Source organism: Chryseobacterium sp. BIGb0232, from assembly GCF_024810195.1.
In the GTDB taxonomy this organism is placed as follows: domain Bacteria; phylum Bacteroidota; class Bacteroidia; order Flavobacteriales; family Weeksellaceae; genus Chryseobacterium; species Chryseobacterium pennae.
In genome coordinates, this window is the sequence record NZ_JANUEH010000004.1 from 205,276 (window position 1) to 221,866 (window position 16,591).

Consider the following 16,591-nt stretch of genomic DNA (forward strand, 5'->3'; position numbering starts at 1 on the left):
AAACATTTTGAATATAACGATTGTAGGAACAGGTTATGTAGGATTAGTTACAGGAACTACCCTTGCAGAACTTGGCAATTCAGTATACTGTGTTGATATTGATGAAAAAAAGGTAGAAGGTATGAAAAACGGCATCGTTCCCATCTATGAGCCGAACCTTGAAGAGATGTTTCTTAGAAACATCCAGTCTGAAAGATTATTTTTTACTACCAATTTAAAAGAAGCTTTAGATAAAAGTGAAGTGATTTATCTGGCATTGCCTACTCCTCCCGGAGAAGATGGCTCAGCTGATCTTTCTTATGTATTAAAAGTATCGAATGACATTGGAGAAATGATGACCGAGTATAAGGTTATTGTTAACAAAAGCACTGTCCCTGTAGGTACCGCAGACAGGGTAAGAGAAACGATTTCTTCTAAAACAGACATTCCCTTTGATGTTGTTTCCAATCCTGAATTTTTAAGAGAAGGTTTTGCTGTTGAAGATTCTATGAATCCTTCGAGAGTTGTTGTAGGGGCAAGTTCCGATAAGGCAAAAGATATTATGGCTAAAATTTACCAGCCATTCACCAACACTGGCATTCCGATCATTTTTATGGATGAAAAATCATCTGAACTTACAAAATATGCGGCTAATTCATTCCTTGCTGTAAAAATCACCTTTATGAATGAAATTGCCAATTACTGTGAAAAAGTAGGGGCTGACGTAGATAAGGTAAGACTAGGAATGGGAAGTGATGACAGAATTGGACAAAGGTTCCTTTTTCCAGGCATTGGATATGGAGGAAGCTGTTTTCCTAAAGATGTAAAAGCTCTTATTAAATCCGGGAAACAGGAAAATTTCAATTTTCAGATTCTGGAAGCTACAGAGAATGTCAATACTTCTCAGAAGGTAATTCTTGTTGCTGAAATTGAAAAATACTTTGGCGGAAATATAGCAGGTAAAAAGATCGCTATGTGGGGCCTTGCTTTCAAAGCCAATACAGATGATATCAGAGAAGCTTCTTCTTTAGACAACATTGCCCTTTTATTAGAAAAAGGAGCTGTGGTAGTGGCGTACGATGCCGTTGCTGAAAGCAATGTCCAAAAGCTTCTGGGTGACAAAATACAATATGCCAAAGGAATGTATGATGCACTGGAAGATGTAGATGCTTTATTTATTGCTACAGAATGGCCGGAATTCAAAAATCCTAATTTTGACCTTATGGCAAAGAAAATGAAAAATAAAGTTATTTTTGACGGAAGGAATATGTACCCACTTGAAATCCCTGAACAAAACGGATTTTATTATAAGAGTATAGGTAGAAAGACAATCACAAAATAAATAAATGAAAAATGTAATCATTACAGGGGGAGCCGGGTTTATCGGTTCTCATGTTGTAAGAGAATTTGTAAAAAATAATCCGGATATTACAATCATCAACCTCGATGCACTAACGTATGCCGGAAATTTGGAAAACCTGAAGGACATTGAAAATGAACCTAATTATGTTTTCGAAAAAGCAGATATTACAAAACCTGAAGAGCTAAGAGAAGTTTTTGAAAAATATAATCCTGACGCCGTTGTACATTTAGCGGCAGAAAGCCATGTTGACAGAAGTATCACTGATCCTATGGCTTTTATTAATACCAATGTAAACGGGACAGCCAATCTTCTTAACCTTTGTAAAGAGTTCTGGACTTTGAATCCCGACCATACCCATGGAAGATTCCCTGATGAAAAAAGAACAAACCTATTCTATCACGTTTCAACAGATGAAGTATATGGAAGTTTAGGTGAAACCGGATTCTTCCTTGAAACGACTTCTTATGATCCTCAATCTCCATATTCTGCATCAAAAGCAGCCTCAGATCATTTAGTAAGAGCATATGGAAATACATATGGAATGCCGTTTATTGTATCTAACTGTTCTAATAATTACGGACCGAACCATTTCCCGGAAAAATTAATCCCGCTTTGTATCTCTAATATCATTAACGAAAGACCTTTACCTATTTATGGTGATGGAAAGTATACAAGAGATTGGCTATTTGTAATTGATCACGCAAGAGCTATCCATCAGATATTTAATGACGCTAAAACTGGAGAAACCTATAACATCGGTGGGTTCAACGAATGGCAAAATATTGACCTAGTTAAAGAATTGATCAAGCAGATGGATGCTAAACTGGGAAGATCTGAAGGCTACTCTGAAAAACTGATCACTTTTGTAAAAGACAGACCTGGTCATGATAAGCGTTATGCTATTGATGCCAATAAATTAAATAAAGATCTAGGCTGGGAACCATCCGTAACTTTTGAAGAAGGATTGGGAAAAACCATTGACTGGTATCTAGAAAATAAGGAATGGCTGGAAAATGTGACTAGCGGAGATTATCAAAAATACTACAAAAACCAGTATTCTTAGGATGAAGAAATATTTCTTTTTATTTTTCATCATTTTCTCCGTCTCATCATATGCTCAATCTGTGATTCAGACAAAGTTTCCAACTGAATCGCAGAAAAAACTTATCGATGAACTCATTGAAATTAGCGGATATAATAATTCATTAATGCAAACAGCTAGTTCATTACTATTCCGAAAGTCTATTCGACATGAAAATGGGAAAAGTTTTGAAGTTTTAAATACAGAAGAAAAGAGAACCATCCTTGATAAAATAAGAAATAATTACTCAAGAAAAGACAAACTCTATTTTGATTTCATGAATTTATCTGAAGAAAATTTGAAAAACCTCATCAAATTTTACAATGAAAATCCGAATTTAAAATCCAGTCAGTATTTATTTTCATCAGATATTATCATTCATAATCTAGACAATGAAATCAGCATTGAAGTAAATAAGATCTTAAAAGACAAATCCACAAAATAAAATGAAAGGAATAATATTAGCCGGAGGATCCGGAACAAGACTTTACCCTCTAACCATCGCCGTAAGCAAGCAGCTGATGCCTGTTTATGACAAACCTATGATCTACTATCCTCTATCTACATTGTTATTGGCAGGAATTAAGGATATCCTGATCATTACCACCCCGCACGACCAGGCCGGGTTTATCAAATTATTAGGAGACGGATCACAGATTGGTTGCAATATAGAATATGTTGTACAGCCAAGTCCGGACGGTCTGGCACAGGCCTTTATTCTGGGAGACCGGTTTATAGGCAATGATCCTGCAGCACTTGTTTTAGGAGACAACATCTTCTACGGTTCTGAAATGGGAAATCTGTTAAAAAATAAAACCAATCCTAATGGAGGCGTCGTTTTTGCTTATCATGTCGCAGACCCTGAAAGATATGGGGTTGTAGAATTTGACGACAACTTCAAGGCCGTTTCTATTGAAGAAAAACCTTTAAAACCAAAGTCAAACTACGCTGTACCCGGTCTTTATTTTTATGACAATAATGTAGTGGAAATTGCTAAAAACATACAACCTTCTGCGAGAGGAGAACTGGAAATCACCGATGTCAACAATGTTTATCTTAAAAATGAAAAACTTGAAGTAGGTGTCCTGGACAGAGGTACAGCATGGCTGGATACAGGAACTTTTGATTCTCTTCATGATGCTTCGGAATTTGTAAGTGTGATTGAAAAGAGACAGGGCTTCAAGATTGGATGTATCGAAGAGATTGCTTTCAGAAATAAATTCATTAGTGAAGAAAAATTACTGGAAACAGCTGCAAAATATGGTAAAAGTGGTTATGGCCAGTATTTAAAACAACTTGTTCGTTAATACCCCTATCATTTATAAACCTTGCAAACTATTGGCTTTATAGTCAATAGTTTTTGTACATAATAACAAATATCAATATATTAGTTGTTATTTTTTAGTTTTATGTAAACAATAATTTACAGACTAAGAAATCCGGTAAGAATTAATTATTATAAATTTGCAAAAACTTACACAGATGAATGAACCACAGCAAAAGTGGACAGAAACAATTGAAGCGAATCATTCTTTATTTGATTTAAAGCTCAAAGAAGTATGGCGGTATAAGGATCTTGTTTACATGTTTGTAAAAAGAGACTTCATATCGAGTTTCAAACAAACCATTTTGGGGCCAATCTGGTTTTTTATTAACCCGGTTTTAACAACAATAGTCTATCTGGTTGTTTTTGGAGCGATTGCCAAACTTCCTACAGATGGAGCACCCCCTATTTTATTTTATCTGTCTGGTGTAACTCTCTGGAATTACTTTTCAGCTTCATTACTGACTACTTCCAGTACCTTTGTAGGGAATTCAACCATTTTCGGGAAAGTATATTTCCCAAGACTGGTAACGCCAATTTCAGTTGTCATCTCAAACCTGATGCGTTTTGGGGTACAATTTCTTTTATTCCTTCTTGCATGGGCTTATTATCTGAGCCAGGGAAAGGTGCAGCCTAATATCTGGATTCTCGCAACTCCTTTTCTTATCATATTGATGGCCTTTTTTGCATTAGGAGTAGGAATGATATTCTCGGCTCTTACTACAAAATATAAAGATTTGAGTATGTTATTGGGCTTTGGAGTCAGTTTATATATGTATGCTACTCCGGTGATCTATCCGGTATCCTCTCTTCCGGCAGGATTCAAAAAACTGGCATACTATAATCCGCTTACAGGGATTTTCGAATGTTTTAAATATGCCTGGCTTGGTGTAGGTGATTTCTCACCACTCATGCTGGGAATCAGTACTGTTCTTATTCTTATTCTCTTATTATTAGGAATACTTATCTTTAATAAGGTTGAAAAAACCTTTATGGATACCGTATAAGATTTAACTGTTATCATTAACTTAAAATCAATCAAAACATGCTGGCTTTAAAAGCAGAAAATATATCAAAACAATACCGCCTCGGACAGGTGGGTACGGGAACTTTATCCCATGACCTGAACAGATTCTGGCATAAGGTAAGGGGAAAAGAAGATCCTTATTTAAAAATTGGGGAAACCAACGACAGAACTACAAAAGGAGATTCTGAATATGTGTGGTCTTTACGCGATATCAATTTTGAGATCGAACAGGGAGATGCTGTTGGAATCATAGGAAGAAACGGAGCGGGTAAATCTACTTTACTGAAATTACTGAGTAAGGTAACCAAACCAACAACCGGAAAGATTTATACTCAGGGAAGAATTGCATCACTGCTGGAGGTAGGAACAGGATTTCACCCTGAAATGACAGGACGTGAGAATGTATACCTTAACGGAGCTATTCTTGGGATGACCAGAAAGGAAATCACCCGAAAATTTGATGAAATTGTAGACTTTTCTGGAGTTGAAAGATATATAGATACTCCGGTAAAAAGATATTCTTCCGGAATGTACGTCCGTCTGGCATTTGCTGTAGCCGCACACCTTGAGTCTGAGATTCTGATTGTAGATGAAGTACTTGCAGTAGGAGATTCTGAGTTTCAGAAGAAATGCCTTGGTAAAATGGGTGATGTCACAAAGGGACAGGGAAGAACAGTTCTTTTTGTAAGCCACAATATGGCTGCAATCAATGAGCTCTGCAACAGTGCTATTTTATTAGATCAAGGCTCTGTGGTCATGCAGGGAGACAAAGATAAGTGTATCATTGAATACCAGCGTAAGAATTCCTATATCTCTCATTATGAAGCTTCAAAAGATGGTTTTGAAATCGGTAATGGAAGAATTAAAGTTCAGGCTTATTCAGCAACACCCATACACGGTAACGTCTTGAATATCAACTCAGGAGTAAGAATAAAGGTAGATTTTATAAGCACAATTCAAAATGCTACTGTAGATCTTTCTTTCTATATTAAAAACTCTCATGAAGTGATTGTCATGAGTAATGGCTTTATGATCAGTGAGAATGGAGAACCGGGAGGCTACTCTATCTGTTTTGATATTCCGGCCAATATCCTTAATGAGGATTCTTATTATTTTGATATGTTTTGGGGAATGAACCGTTCTGAGATCGCATTCAAAACACAGTCGTTTGGTTTTGAGATCAATGGAATAAGAAATCAGTTTGGAGACATCAAAAAATCACCGGGTGTAATTTCTCCTGCTATTGTTTCGGAAATCAAAAAGTTATAACTTTTCAGTGCTCATCATTCAAAATAATTCGTCATGCTTTTAAATATAATCTTTTCATATAACCGTGCCATGCAGGTAGATTATCTGCTGAGTACTATTTTAAAAAGAATCAAAATAGATGATTATGAAACTGTGATTTTGTACCATACCACAGGGAATCATCATTTAGGCTACAAAAAATTAATTGAAAAATATAAAAATCACTCCAATATCCGTTTTGAAGAAAGAAAGGAAATATGGTTTGATACTGCTTTTTTTAAAACACTTACCAACAGAAAAAATTTAAAATTCTTCCTGGAGAAAAATTTAAAGAATAAGCAGGGCGATAACTTCAAAGGGCTGCTTCAGGATTTATTAAGAAAGACCAAACATGAACTGATCATGTTTAATACCGATGATGGTGTTTTTTATAGAGATGTATCTCTGGATGAAGAAGTGCTTTCTGAATTTAAAAAAGATCCCGAAAATTCATCTTACAGGATGTATGTAGGCGACAATATTGAAGGTTTCCCTGATTATATTCAGAAAAAGGGCGATCATTACGAATGGGACTATTATGCCGATAAGAATATCACACACTGGTCTTATCCTTTTTCAGTAGACGGAACAATATATAATACCAAGCATCTGTTAAAGGTTTTAGAAAAAATACCTTATCATAACCCAATTACGCTGGAAGAAAACGTGTTCAGACATGCATTACAGCATAAACTCTTCAGAAAAGGGATGAGCCCACTGCAAACCAAACTAGTGGGAACTACTTTAAACAGGGTTTCTGTGGAGACCTTTAACCCAACTATCAACATCAGCGTTGATGAACTAAATGAGAAATTCATCGAAGGATATACCCTTCACCTTGGACTTCCCGATCATATTGATGTGGTTAATATTGTTCCATTTGAAGTAAGTGTAGTAAAAGGAGACCAGAAAGTACTTCTATATGCTTTAGATGAAGATGGAAAGAAAATACAAAATTCGTATGGAATTGAAGGGACCAAAAACGAGTCCTAATAGATATATAAATTAAATGATTATGACTCCGCATATTATAGATTTTTTAAAGATCGGATCTCCGGAACTGGGATACATTACTGTAGCTGAAGCTCAGAAAAATGTTCCTTTTTCCATCAACAGAGTTTACTGGACTTATTTTACACCTCAAGATGTAATCCGTGGAGGACATGCGCATAAGAAGCTGCAGCAGGTTATCTTTGCAGTTTCGGGAACTATAGAATTCAACACTCAGGATCTGGATGGTAATGAGGCGAGCTTCATTTTAGATACTCCATCCAAGGGACTTTATATTCCGGAATTAATCTGGAGAGATATTAAATTCAGCCACAATGCTGTTCTTTTATGTCTTGCTTCTGAACTCTATGACGAAGATGATTATTTCAGAGATTTCGAAGATTTTAAAAACTACAGGAAATGATACATCCTTTAGCTGACGTACAGTCTCAAAACATCGGGGAAGGAACTTCCGTATGGCAGTTCTGTGTCATTTTAAAAGGTGCTGAAATCGGCAGCGGATGCAATATCAACTGCCAGGTACTTATAGAAAACGATGTGGTCATTGGAAATAATGTCACGATAAAACCAGGTGTTCAGATCTGGGATGGAGTAAGCCTTGAAGACAATGTATTCATCGGGCCTAATGTAACTTTTACCAACGACCTTTTCCCTAAATCTAAAAATAAAGATTTCAAACTGGTAAAAACACTGGTAAAAAAAGGAGCTTCTATTGGTGCCAATGCTACTGTTTTAGCAGGAATTACCATTGGTGAAAATGCATTAATCGGAGCCGGAAGCGTGGTTACCAAAAGTGTTCCTGATAATGAAATATGGGTAGGAAACCCTGCAAAATTTTTAAAGAATAATAACAATGATAAAGTTTCTTGATTTACAAAAAGTTAATCTCAAATACCAACAGGAAATAGAAGATGCGCTGTTGCAGACCTTCAGATCCGGATGGTATCTTTTGGGAGAAAAAACCAAAGGTTTCGAAACTCATTTAGCTCAATATATAGGAACAAAACACGCGATTGGGGTAGCCAACGGACTGGATGCACTGCGTCTGATCCTTCGTGCTTACATCGAATTGGGAATCATGAAAAAAGGTGATGAAATTCTTGTTCCTTCCAATACCTATATCGCTTCTATACTGGCCGTTTCTGATAACGGATTGGTTCCTGTTCTGGTAGAACCGGAGATCAATACCTATAATATTGACATTGCCAAAATTGAAGAAAAGATCACTCCCAAAACTAAAGGAATCCTTGTTGTTCACCTTCAGGGAAGAATTGTTTTCTCAGATCAGCTTAAAGAAATTGCTCAGAAGCATGATTTAAAGATCATCGAAGACAACGCCCAGGCTATCGGAGCAGAATGGAACGGTATAAAATCAGGAAACCTCGGAGATGCTGCAGGATTCAGCTTTTATCCTGGAAAAAATCTTGGAGCATTAGGTGATGCAGGTGCTGTAACCACCAATGATGATGAGCTTGCAAAGGCAATCAGAGCATTAGCCAACTATGGTTCCAACCAAAAATATGTGAATATCTATCAGGGATTAAATTCCAGACTTGATGAGCTGCAGTCCGCTGTTTTAGACATCAAGCTGAAATATATTGATGATGAAAATAACGCAAGAAGAATTATTGCCAAAAAATTCATCAGTGAAATCACCAATGCTGATATCATCCTTCCTGAATATCCTGAAAATGAAAATGAGCATGTATGGCATGTTTTCGTTATCAGAACCCATAGAAGAGATGAGCTTCAGGCATATCTTACAGAGCATGGCATACAGACCATCATTCACTACCCTATTCCGCCTCACAGGCAGGAAGCTTACAAAGAATGGAATGATCTGTCTTTCCCGATCAGTGAAAAAATTCATGCAGAAGTTCTAAGTCTTCCGATCTCCTCGGTTTTGGAAGAAGAAGAAGTACAGACAATTATTAAAGCGGTAAACGAATTTTAAATGGAACAACCATTAGTAACAGTGGTAGTAGTATCCTACAACCATTCACAGTTTATCAAAGAAAACCTTGACAGCATAAAAAACCAGACCTACAAAAACATTCAGTTAATTGTAGGGGATGATGCTTCCCCGGATCATTCCGTAAAAGTTTTTGAACAGTGGTTGCAGGAAAATAATTACCCTGCAGAAAAAAACTTCCATACTCAAAACACAGGCCTGCCAACCATGCTTAATGAATGCCTTGAGCTGGCCAAAGGAAAGTATATCAAAATCATTGCAGCCGATGATTTTCTGCATCCCGAATCTATCGAAAAATCAGTTTCCACCCTTGAAAAATTAGGAAATGAATATGGAATGTCTTTTTCTCATACTCATGCTGTAAATAACTACAGTGAGATCATTGAGGATATTGCAGACTATGATGCATTGGGAAATATAGATCCTTATGTTTTCAGAGAAGAACTTTTAAAAGGAAATAGAATTGCGGCTTTAACGGTGCTATTAAGAACTGATGTCGTAAGAGAAACCGGCCAATATGATGCGCAGTTTATTATCGAAGATTATTACCGTTGGTTAAAGGTCAGCCAGAAGTATTTAATTGCCTATATTCCGGAAAAGCTAGCTTATTATAGACTGCATACCGATAATATTTCTAAAGTAAAAGCTGACAGAATTGAAATGGAGGCTGCTATGCTCCAGATGATGTTTGATAAAAAAGGGGTGTCAAGAGGCAGTATTAATTATATTACTCAGAAATTATACCAATCGGGGACACAATTCCCTGAAGAATATATCAATGCATATCATGCTTATCCGTTCCGTTCAAAAAAACTGGACTTTGCTGTAAAAAAGAAGCTTCCTGTTTCTCTGTATAAGGTTTTAAAGAAAATTATCTAAAAAATGAATCCTTTAATCTCCATCATTGTTCCATGCTACAATCAGGCTGTTTATCTTGATGAATGTCTTGAATCTGTACTTCAGCAAACCTATCAGAACTGGGAATGCATTATTGTCAATGACGGTTCTCCGGACAATACAGAAGATTTTGCCAGAAAATGGGTCGAAAAAGATTCACGTTTCCTTTATGTTCACAAAGAAAACGGAGGTTTATCTTCCGCAAGAAATGCAGGAATAGCTGTTGCAAAAGGAGAATGGATTTTACCATTAGACTCAGATGATAAAATATCTCCGGCCTATCTGGAACTGGCTGAGAAAGAGTTCAGCAATGGATACAGTGTCATTTACTGTGAAGCTGAAAAATTTGGTACAGAAACCGGAAAATGGATTCTGCCCGAATATACCCCACAGGCTTTAGCGGTAAGAAATGTTATTTTTTGTACTGCATTTTTTAAAAGAACAGATTGGGAAAAAGCTGGCGGATATGATACCAGCCTCGTCTATGGTCTGGAAGATTGGGAGTTCTGGATCTCCATTCTTAAAAACGGAGGTAAAGTGTATAAAATCAAAGAAATTTGCTTCTATTACAGGATCAAAGAAAACTCTATGATAAAAGACATGATCTCAGACAACGGAGACATGAAAAAAATGGTAACCCACAATATTGTATACAGAAAACACATCGAGTTTTTCACAAAGGAACTCGGTAGTTTTGAGAAGCTCTACGATAATAACCAGCATTTAAAAAACATCCTCAACAGTAAGAGATATGTTTGGGCAAATAAAATTTTTAATCTTTTCAACCGATGAGAAAAAAAAGGAGAGAAGACCGGTTACCTCAACAAAATGAAATACTATTCATATATTTGAGTATCTGAATGAAATGATTTTTTTTTCAGATATGGAATATTGTTCCCCTATAACACAATTAATGAAACAACTAAGGTATGATTATTGGCAACGGTATTATAGCAAATGCTGTAAAATCTTATGACAGACAAGATATAGTTTTTTTTGCTTCAGGAGTATCCAATTCCCTGGAGACAAGCGCATCAGAATTTGAAAGAGAATTTTCTCTTTTAAAAACGGTGTATGGAGATAACAGAGAAAAGAAACTGATCTATTTTTCTACCCTCAGCATCCACGATCAATCAAAGCAGAACAGCCCCTATGTCATTCATAAAAAAGAAATTGAAGCGTATATAGAAAATAATGTTGACCATTACCTCATCCTGCGAATAGGCAATATTGTAGGAAAGGGCGGAAATCCCAACACACTTTTCAACTTTCTGAAGACACAGATTACCAGTCATAATGAATTTACCCTGCATCTGAAAGCCAGAAGACTTCTTTTAGACATTGAAGATATCTCCAGATTTGTAGAATCTCATGGGCTGCATTCCCATAATAAAACTATCAATTTCTCCTTTCCCTATTATTATGATTTAAAGGAAATCATCAGTGCTATTGAAAAAGAAACCGATAAAAAGGGACTTTATAACGAAGCTGATGAAGGTGATTTCTATAAAGTGGATTTTGATGAAGATATCACAACTTTTTTCTCCGGTAAAACTCCGGAAAGCTATTTAGAAACATTAACCAGAAAGTATATTTAAGATGGCTAATTTTTATGTAATTATTGTTACTTACAATGCCATGAAATGGGCAGAAAGATGTTTTACCAGTTTACGAAAGTCTAATATTCCCGTACAGACAATCGTTATTGATAACGGTTCTACGGATGGTACTCAGGACTATATTAAAATAAACTTTCCTGAAGTTGATTTTATTCAGTCTTCGGAAAATCTAGGTTTTGGTAAAGCCAATAATATTGGTATTGAAAAAGCTTATAAAGAAGGAGCCGATTTTTTTTATCTGATGAATCAGGATGCATGGATTTTTCCGGACAGTATGGAAAAACTGCTGGAAGTTTATCATCATTATCCCAACAAAGAGCAAATCGGGATCTTAAGTCCGATGCATTTAGACGGAAGCGAAAAAAAATTAGATTCCCATTTTGAAAATTATCTTGGAAAATATGCCAAAACAAACCGCTTAATTTCTGATCTGTTTTTAAAACAGCTAAGTAAATGGTACGAAATAGATTTTGTAAACGCTGCACATTGGTTATTACCTAAGTCTACCATTGAAACCGTTGGTGGGTTCAATCCGTTTTATTTCCATTATGGTGAAGACTATGACTATTTAAATCGTGTTGTTTATAATAAAAAGAAAGTTATAATTTGTCCGGATAGCCTTGTAGTTCATGATACTAAACAGCATAAAGTTTTTCAAAGTCCCGAAGCCGCTTATAAAGAAAAATGGCTTTCATTGAGGTTACAAAAACAAACCGAATTTATGAATCCTGCCTTTGAATTTGATCCAATAAAAATAAAAAAACAGTTATTATGGGATTTTTATAAATTCGCATTAAAAGGTTATACAAAAGAACGTATTGAGCAACGTGAAATGAATAACTATTTTTTACCTCGCTTACAGGAAATTCATGAGCATCGCCAAAAAATCATCAACTCTTCACACCCATTTTTAAATATCTAAAAATTTCTAAATGAGTAAAAAAATTCTTTTTGTTTGTTACGGAGATTCAAATTCTCCAAAAGCCTGGTCTAATGTGCCATTCCTTTTTTCTGAAAATTTAAAAATGCAGGGATATGAACTCCTGCGTGTAGATCTATCACCCTCAACGAAATACGAAACATTATGGAATAAATACCCGGGAAGAATTTTATCCCGATTTTTTCCGAATCATCAATATGAATTTATTAAAACTCCTATTGCAAGGATATTAGCTTATAAAAAAATCAAGAAGGTTGTAAAAAATAATCCGGATCTTTATTTTGTTATTTTATTGACTTTCGATTTTTATAATAAGTTCAACAACACACCATCGCTATTATTTCACGATTGGAGTTATGACATGGTGATCTTAGATCGCTTAAAGAGGAAACCCTACTTCTTTGAAAAATGGTTTATCAAATATCAACATGAAGCATTCAACAATTCCGAATTAGTAGTTTCACTTTTTAAAGACGCACAAAAAATAATTTCTGAACGCCATGGTAAACAAGTACATCACCTCGGCAGTAATGTTGTTAATGATATCAACTTTAATAAACCTACTGTTCAAGAAATTTTAGATAAGAAAAAAAATTCACAACAACTGCTGCTTATCGGATCGATGAAATATTTATTGGGGGCAAGAAAGTTGGTAGAAGCAGTTAGAATTTTACAGAAAGATTTCCCCAATTTAACTTTAAATATTATTAATATTCCTAAAGACAGATTGTTGTTACAAGATACAGATCGAAATATAATTTGTTATGAATATTTGGATAAGGGAGATCCGGAACAGAATACCCAATACTATGATCTTATTACGAATGCAAAAATTTTGGTAAATCCATCCGAAATTTGGGCTGCCTACTCCAGTACAATTGAATGTATGTTTTACTACACGCCTATCATTATAAAACCTTATGAAGCCTTTGCTTTAGATTATGGGGAGAAAAGTGACTTCGGCATCTATCTTCAAAATACTGAAGTAAGTGATATTGTAGACAGTATCCGAACAATTCTTATGATGAACGATGAGGAGTATACGAAACTATCTTTAAGAGCACACGAACTGGTAAAAGATCAAACGTGGGAAAGTTATACAAAGAAAGTAATCGAACTGATGAATAATGTAGTAAATAAAAATTAATCCTTTGAAATCACTCCCTATCAGCATTTGCATTCTTTCCTGGAAAACAGGGAAAACATTGAGAAACACATTGAAATCCTATCAGAAGTATGGTCTTCTGAATATGGTTGATGATATTGTCATTCTTTTTCAGGAAGTAAGTGAATCTGACAAAAAGCTGGCAGATCAGTACAATATCAGATATATAGGATTAAAAGATAATATCGGGATTGGAAAAGGGATGAAAACACTGGCAGAAAATGCAGTTTGTGAAAATATTCTTTTTCTGGAGCATGACTTTGAACTTGTTGAAAATAATGAAACCACATTTTCACGTCTCAAAAGCGGACTGGAAATGCTAGACAATGGTTTTGATGTAGTTCGCTACCGAAGCAGGAATACACCAGGTTATCCTCTTATTTCAATCAGACATAAAGGAAATGAGCTTGATTACTATGATGACTGGCATGAGTGTACTTCACCTCATCTTCTGGAATCTCTGCACTGGCTTGATCCGGCCTCAGAATTTCCGGACAAGATACAAAAGCAGGGAGAATATTTTGTGACCACCTCTCGATGGGCAAATTGGACTAATAATCCTTACCTTGTAAGAAAAAGTTTCTTGCTTGAGACCATTATTCCTTTCTCAGGAGAAACAGCTTCACTGGAAAGAAATATTGCGGCATGGTGGGTAAAGCAGAACTTCAGGATTGCACAGGGAGAAGGACTTTTTAAACATAATGATCTTACCAAATATCCGAAGAAAACCATTATTCAGAAAATAATAGGGAGATTGAAAAAAATATTTAAATAACACAAGCAAGATGAAAATTCTTTTCCATGAGGATGAACTCAATTACAGGGGGACTTCCATAGCAGTATATGATTACGCAGATTTCAATGAGAAATATCTGGGAAATGAGTCTATCATTGTATACAATAAAAACTCGAAGACCAACCATCCGCTGGGTGTTGAAAAATTTGAAAAAAGATTCCGTGTACATGGCTATTCAGACTTCAGCGAGGTAGACCAGCTGATCCGTGAACAGAATATAGACCTTTTTTATGCTATTAAAAACGGTAATATCGATGGTATAGATACCAAGGAATGTAAATCTGCAATACACAGTGTTTTCAAACATTTTGAGCCTCACGGTGATGTCTATGCTTATGTGTCTGAATGGCTGAGCCAGGAAATGACGGGTTCAAAATATCCTCATGTCCCTCATATGGTTAATTTTGATTCCCAAACCAATGAAGATTTGAGAGCAGAATTCAATATTCCTCCAAATGCAAAAGTTTTTGGATATTATGGCGGTCATATCAGCTTTAATATTCTTTTTGCCCAAAAGACCATTGAAAAAATTGCATCAAAATATAAGGATGTCTATTTCATTTTTATGGGCGTAGATCCGTTCATTAAAAAGAAGTGGTGGAAATCCGTTCCTTCAAACATTATATTTCTTCCGCCAAGTTCAGATATTATCATGAAGCAGAAATTCATCAATACCTGTAATGCTTTACTTCATGCCCGTGAAAGAGGAGAAACCTTCGGAATTACCGTAGCTGAGTTTGCCATTATGGGAAAACCTGTGATCGCTTTTGCCAACCCTCCGGAAAAGGCTCATATCACACATTTACAGGATCAGGCTTATTATTATAATGACAGTAAAGAACTGCAGGATATTATTCTGGATGCAGACCTCACATTATCCCCAAAAGAGCTTTATGAAAAGTTCCTTCCCCATCCGGTGATGGATACTTTTAAAAAAGTATTTATTGATTAATTATCAGGATAGAGGATTCAAGCGAAGAGGACTTTTTGAAACCATATTTATAACCCTCATATTAAGCTTGAATATATTGTATTTGGAATGTTAACTTTTCCTGCTGTTTGACAAGTTTCATAAACAACTCTACTATTTTTTGTATTTTAGAATCACGAATTTGCTGTAAAATATGGGCGCTTCATCAGTCCTCAAATAATATTTAAATAAAAAATGCCTGAGATTCATATTATCATTGTTACCTATAATGCCATGAAATGGGCGGAACGGTGTTTTAACAGTTTAAGAAAATCATCTGTTCCTGTAAAATGTATCGTCATAGATAACGGATCTAAAGACGGAACCCAGGAATATATAAAAACTCATTTTCCGGAAGTAGATCTCACTCAATCCGATTCCAATCTTGGATTTGGAAAAGCCAATAATATAGGCATTGAAAAAGCTTATAAAAATGGTACCGATTTTTTCTACCTGATGAATCAGGATGCATGGCTTTATGAAGACAGCATGGCAAAAATGCTTGAAGTATATAACAGCCACCCCAACAAAGATGAAATTGGCATTATAAGCCCTATTCATGTGGATGGTTCTGAAAAATACCTTGACATCTTCCTGGATCAGTATATCGCCAAGAATTACGAAAAAACCAGAATGATCTCGGATCTGTATTTCCAGACTTTAAAGCCCTATTACGAAATTCACTTTGTAAATGCCGCACACTGGTTGCTGCCAAAGAAAACCATAGAAACGATAGGAGGTTTCAATCCTTATTTTTTCCATTACGGAGAAGATGATGAATATGTGAACAGGGTTCATTTCCATCAAAAGAAAGTCCTGCTGGTTCCCCGCAGTAAAGTAGTTCATGATGGTGTACAGCTGCTTCACAAAATAGATTTTACCAAATACGAAGATGTTCGTATCGAAATCAATACGCTGAATCCAAGCCTTCCCAACGGTTTGAACCAGGAGAAAAAAGCATTAAAACAAAGTATGCTTAAAAACCTGATAACAGGAAACATCAGCAAGTACAAAGAATTGTCTCTGAAGTATAAAAAAATAAACAGAGATAGTGAAAAGATAAACAGCTTACGAAATCAATTGACACAACCAGGTTCCAGTTTTCTGAATCTATCGTAAATTAGCTGTACAAAAAGTGAAAATTAATGATGAAAAATAAA

18 protein-coding genes are annotated in these 16,591 nt (G+C 35.6%); all 18 read left to right on the top strand.

The features are described from left to right. Positions 1–7 precede the first annotated feature (7 nt). The 18 genes from M2372_RS12440 to M2372_RS12525 all read left to right on the top strand — a co-directional run bounded on the left by M2372_RS12440 (position 8) and on the right by M2372_RS12525 (position 16,550). Positions 8–1,321: a UDP-glucose/GDP-mannose dehydrogenase family protein gene (locus M2372_RS12440; protein ID WP_123320499.1), complete on the top strand. Its 1,314-nt coding sequence runs from the start codon at positions 8–10 to the stop codon at positions 1,319–1,321. 4 nt (positions 1,322–1,325) lie between these two features. After that, positions 1,326–2,405 carry a dTDP-glucose 4,6-dehydratase gene (rfbB, locus tag M2372_RS12445; RefSeq protein ID WP_123320498.1) on the top strand — a complete coding sequence of 360 codons (1,080 nt, stop codon included), beginning with the start codon at positions 1,326–1,328 and terminating at the stop codon, positions 2,403–2,405. A 1-nt stretch (position 2,406) separates the two neighbouring features. Next, positions 2,407–2,868, top strand: coding sequence for a hypothetical protein (locus tag M2372_RS12450; RefSeq protein WP_123320497.1), 462 nt, complete (start codon positions 2,407–2,409; stop codon positions 2,866–2,868). Position 2,869: 1 nt separating this feature from the next. Further along, positions 2,870–3,730, top strand: a complete 861-nt coding sequence (rfbA, locus tag M2372_RS12455; protein WP_123320496.1) for a glucose-1-phosphate thymidylyltransferase RfbA — start codon at positions 2,870–2,872, stop codon at positions 3,728–3,730. Between the two features lie 175 nt (positions 3,731–3,905). Continuing rightward, positions 3,906–4,754 (top strand): ABC transporter permease, encoded by an 849-nt coding sequence (locus M2372_RS12460; RefSeq protein ID WP_123320495.1) that lies wholly within the window; start codon positions 3,906–3,908, stop codon positions 4,752–4,754. A 38-nt stretch (positions 4,755–4,792) separates the two neighbouring features. Beyond that, positions 4,793–6,043, top strand: a complete 1,251-nt coding sequence (locus tag M2372_RS12465; RefSeq protein ID WP_123320494.1) for an ABC transporter ATP-binding protein — start codon at positions 4,793–4,795, stop codon at positions 6,041–6,043. Positions 6,044–6,076: 33 nt separating this feature from the next. Continuing rightward, positions 6,077–7,054 carry a hypothetical protein gene (locus M2372_RS12470; RefSeq protein ID WP_115968038.1) on the top strand — a complete coding sequence of 326 codons (978 nt, stop codon included), beginning with the start codon at positions 6,077–6,079 and terminating at the stop codon, positions 7,052–7,054. Between the two features lie 22 nt (positions 7,055–7,076). Then, positions 7,077–7,475, top strand: coding sequence for an FdtA/QdtA family cupin domain-containing protein (locus M2372_RS12475; RefSeq protein WP_115968039.1), 399 nt, complete (start codon positions 7,077–7,079; stop codon positions 7,473–7,475). Then, positions 7,472–7,942 carry an acyltransferase gene (locus M2372_RS12480; protein ID WP_123320493.1) on the top strand — a complete coding sequence of 157 codons (471 nt, stop codon included), beginning with the start codon at positions 7,472–7,474 and terminating at the stop codon, positions 7,940–7,942. Before M2372_RS12475 ends, M2372_RS12480 begins: the two co-directional genes overlap by 4 nt. Beyond that, positions 7,926–9,026 carry a DegT/DnrJ/EryC1/StrS aminotransferase family protein gene (locus tag M2372_RS12485; RefSeq protein ID WP_123320492.1) on the top strand — a complete coding sequence of 367 codons (1,101 nt, stop codon included), beginning with the start codon at positions 7,926–7,928 and terminating at the stop codon, positions 9,024–9,026. Before M2372_RS12480 ends, M2372_RS12485 begins: the two co-directional genes overlap by 17 nt. Beyond that, complete coding sequence (locus tag M2372_RS12490; protein ID WP_123320491.1) at positions 9,027–9,923, top strand: glycosyltransferase family A protein; 897 nt, start codon at positions 9,027–9,029, stop codon at positions 9,921–9,923. It begins immediately after the preceding gene. A 3-nt stretch (positions 9,924–9,926) separates the two neighbouring features. Further along, positions 9,927–10,733: a glycosyltransferase family A protein gene (locus tag M2372_RS12495; protein ID WP_123320490.1), complete on the top strand. Its 807-nt coding sequence runs from the start codon at positions 9,927–9,929 to the stop codon at positions 10,731–10,733. A gap of 137 nt (positions 10,734–10,870) precedes the next feature. Further along, on the top strand, positions 10,871–11,539 hold the full coding sequence (locus tag M2372_RS12500) for an NAD(P)-dependent oxidoreductase (RefSeq protein ID WP_123320489.1): 669 nt from the start codon (positions 10,871–10,873) through the stop codon (positions 11,537–11,539). Position 11,540: 1 nt separating this feature from the next. Next, a complete protein-coding gene (locus M2372_RS12505) occupies positions 11,541–12,482 on the top strand; it encodes a glycosyltransferase family 2 protein (RefSeq protein WP_123320488.1) in 942 nt (313 codons plus the stop codon). 10 nt (positions 12,483–12,492) lie between these two features. After that, complete coding sequence (locus M2372_RS12510; RefSeq protein ID WP_123320487.1) at positions 12,493–13,647, top strand: glycosyltransferase; 1,155 nt, start codon at positions 12,493–12,495, stop codon at positions 13,645–13,647. 4 nt (positions 13,648–13,651) lie between these two features. After that, entirely contained in the window at positions 13,652–14,440 is a 789-nt protein-coding gene (locus M2372_RS12515) for a glycosyltransferase family 2 protein (RefSeq protein ID WP_148060796.1), read from the top strand. Positions 14,441–14,450: 10 nt separating this feature from the next. Continuing rightward, positions 14,451–15,413, top strand: coding sequence for a hypothetical protein (locus M2372_RS12520; RefSeq protein WP_123320485.1), 963 nt, complete (start codon positions 14,451–14,453; stop codon positions 15,411–15,413). A 213-nt stretch (positions 15,414–15,626) separates the two neighbouring features. After that, positions 15,627–16,550, top strand: coding sequence for a glycosyltransferase family 2 protein (locus tag M2372_RS12525; RefSeq protein WP_123320484.1), 924 nt, complete (start codon positions 15,627–15,629; stop codon positions 16,548–16,550). Positions 16,551–16,591 lie beyond the last annotated feature (41 nt).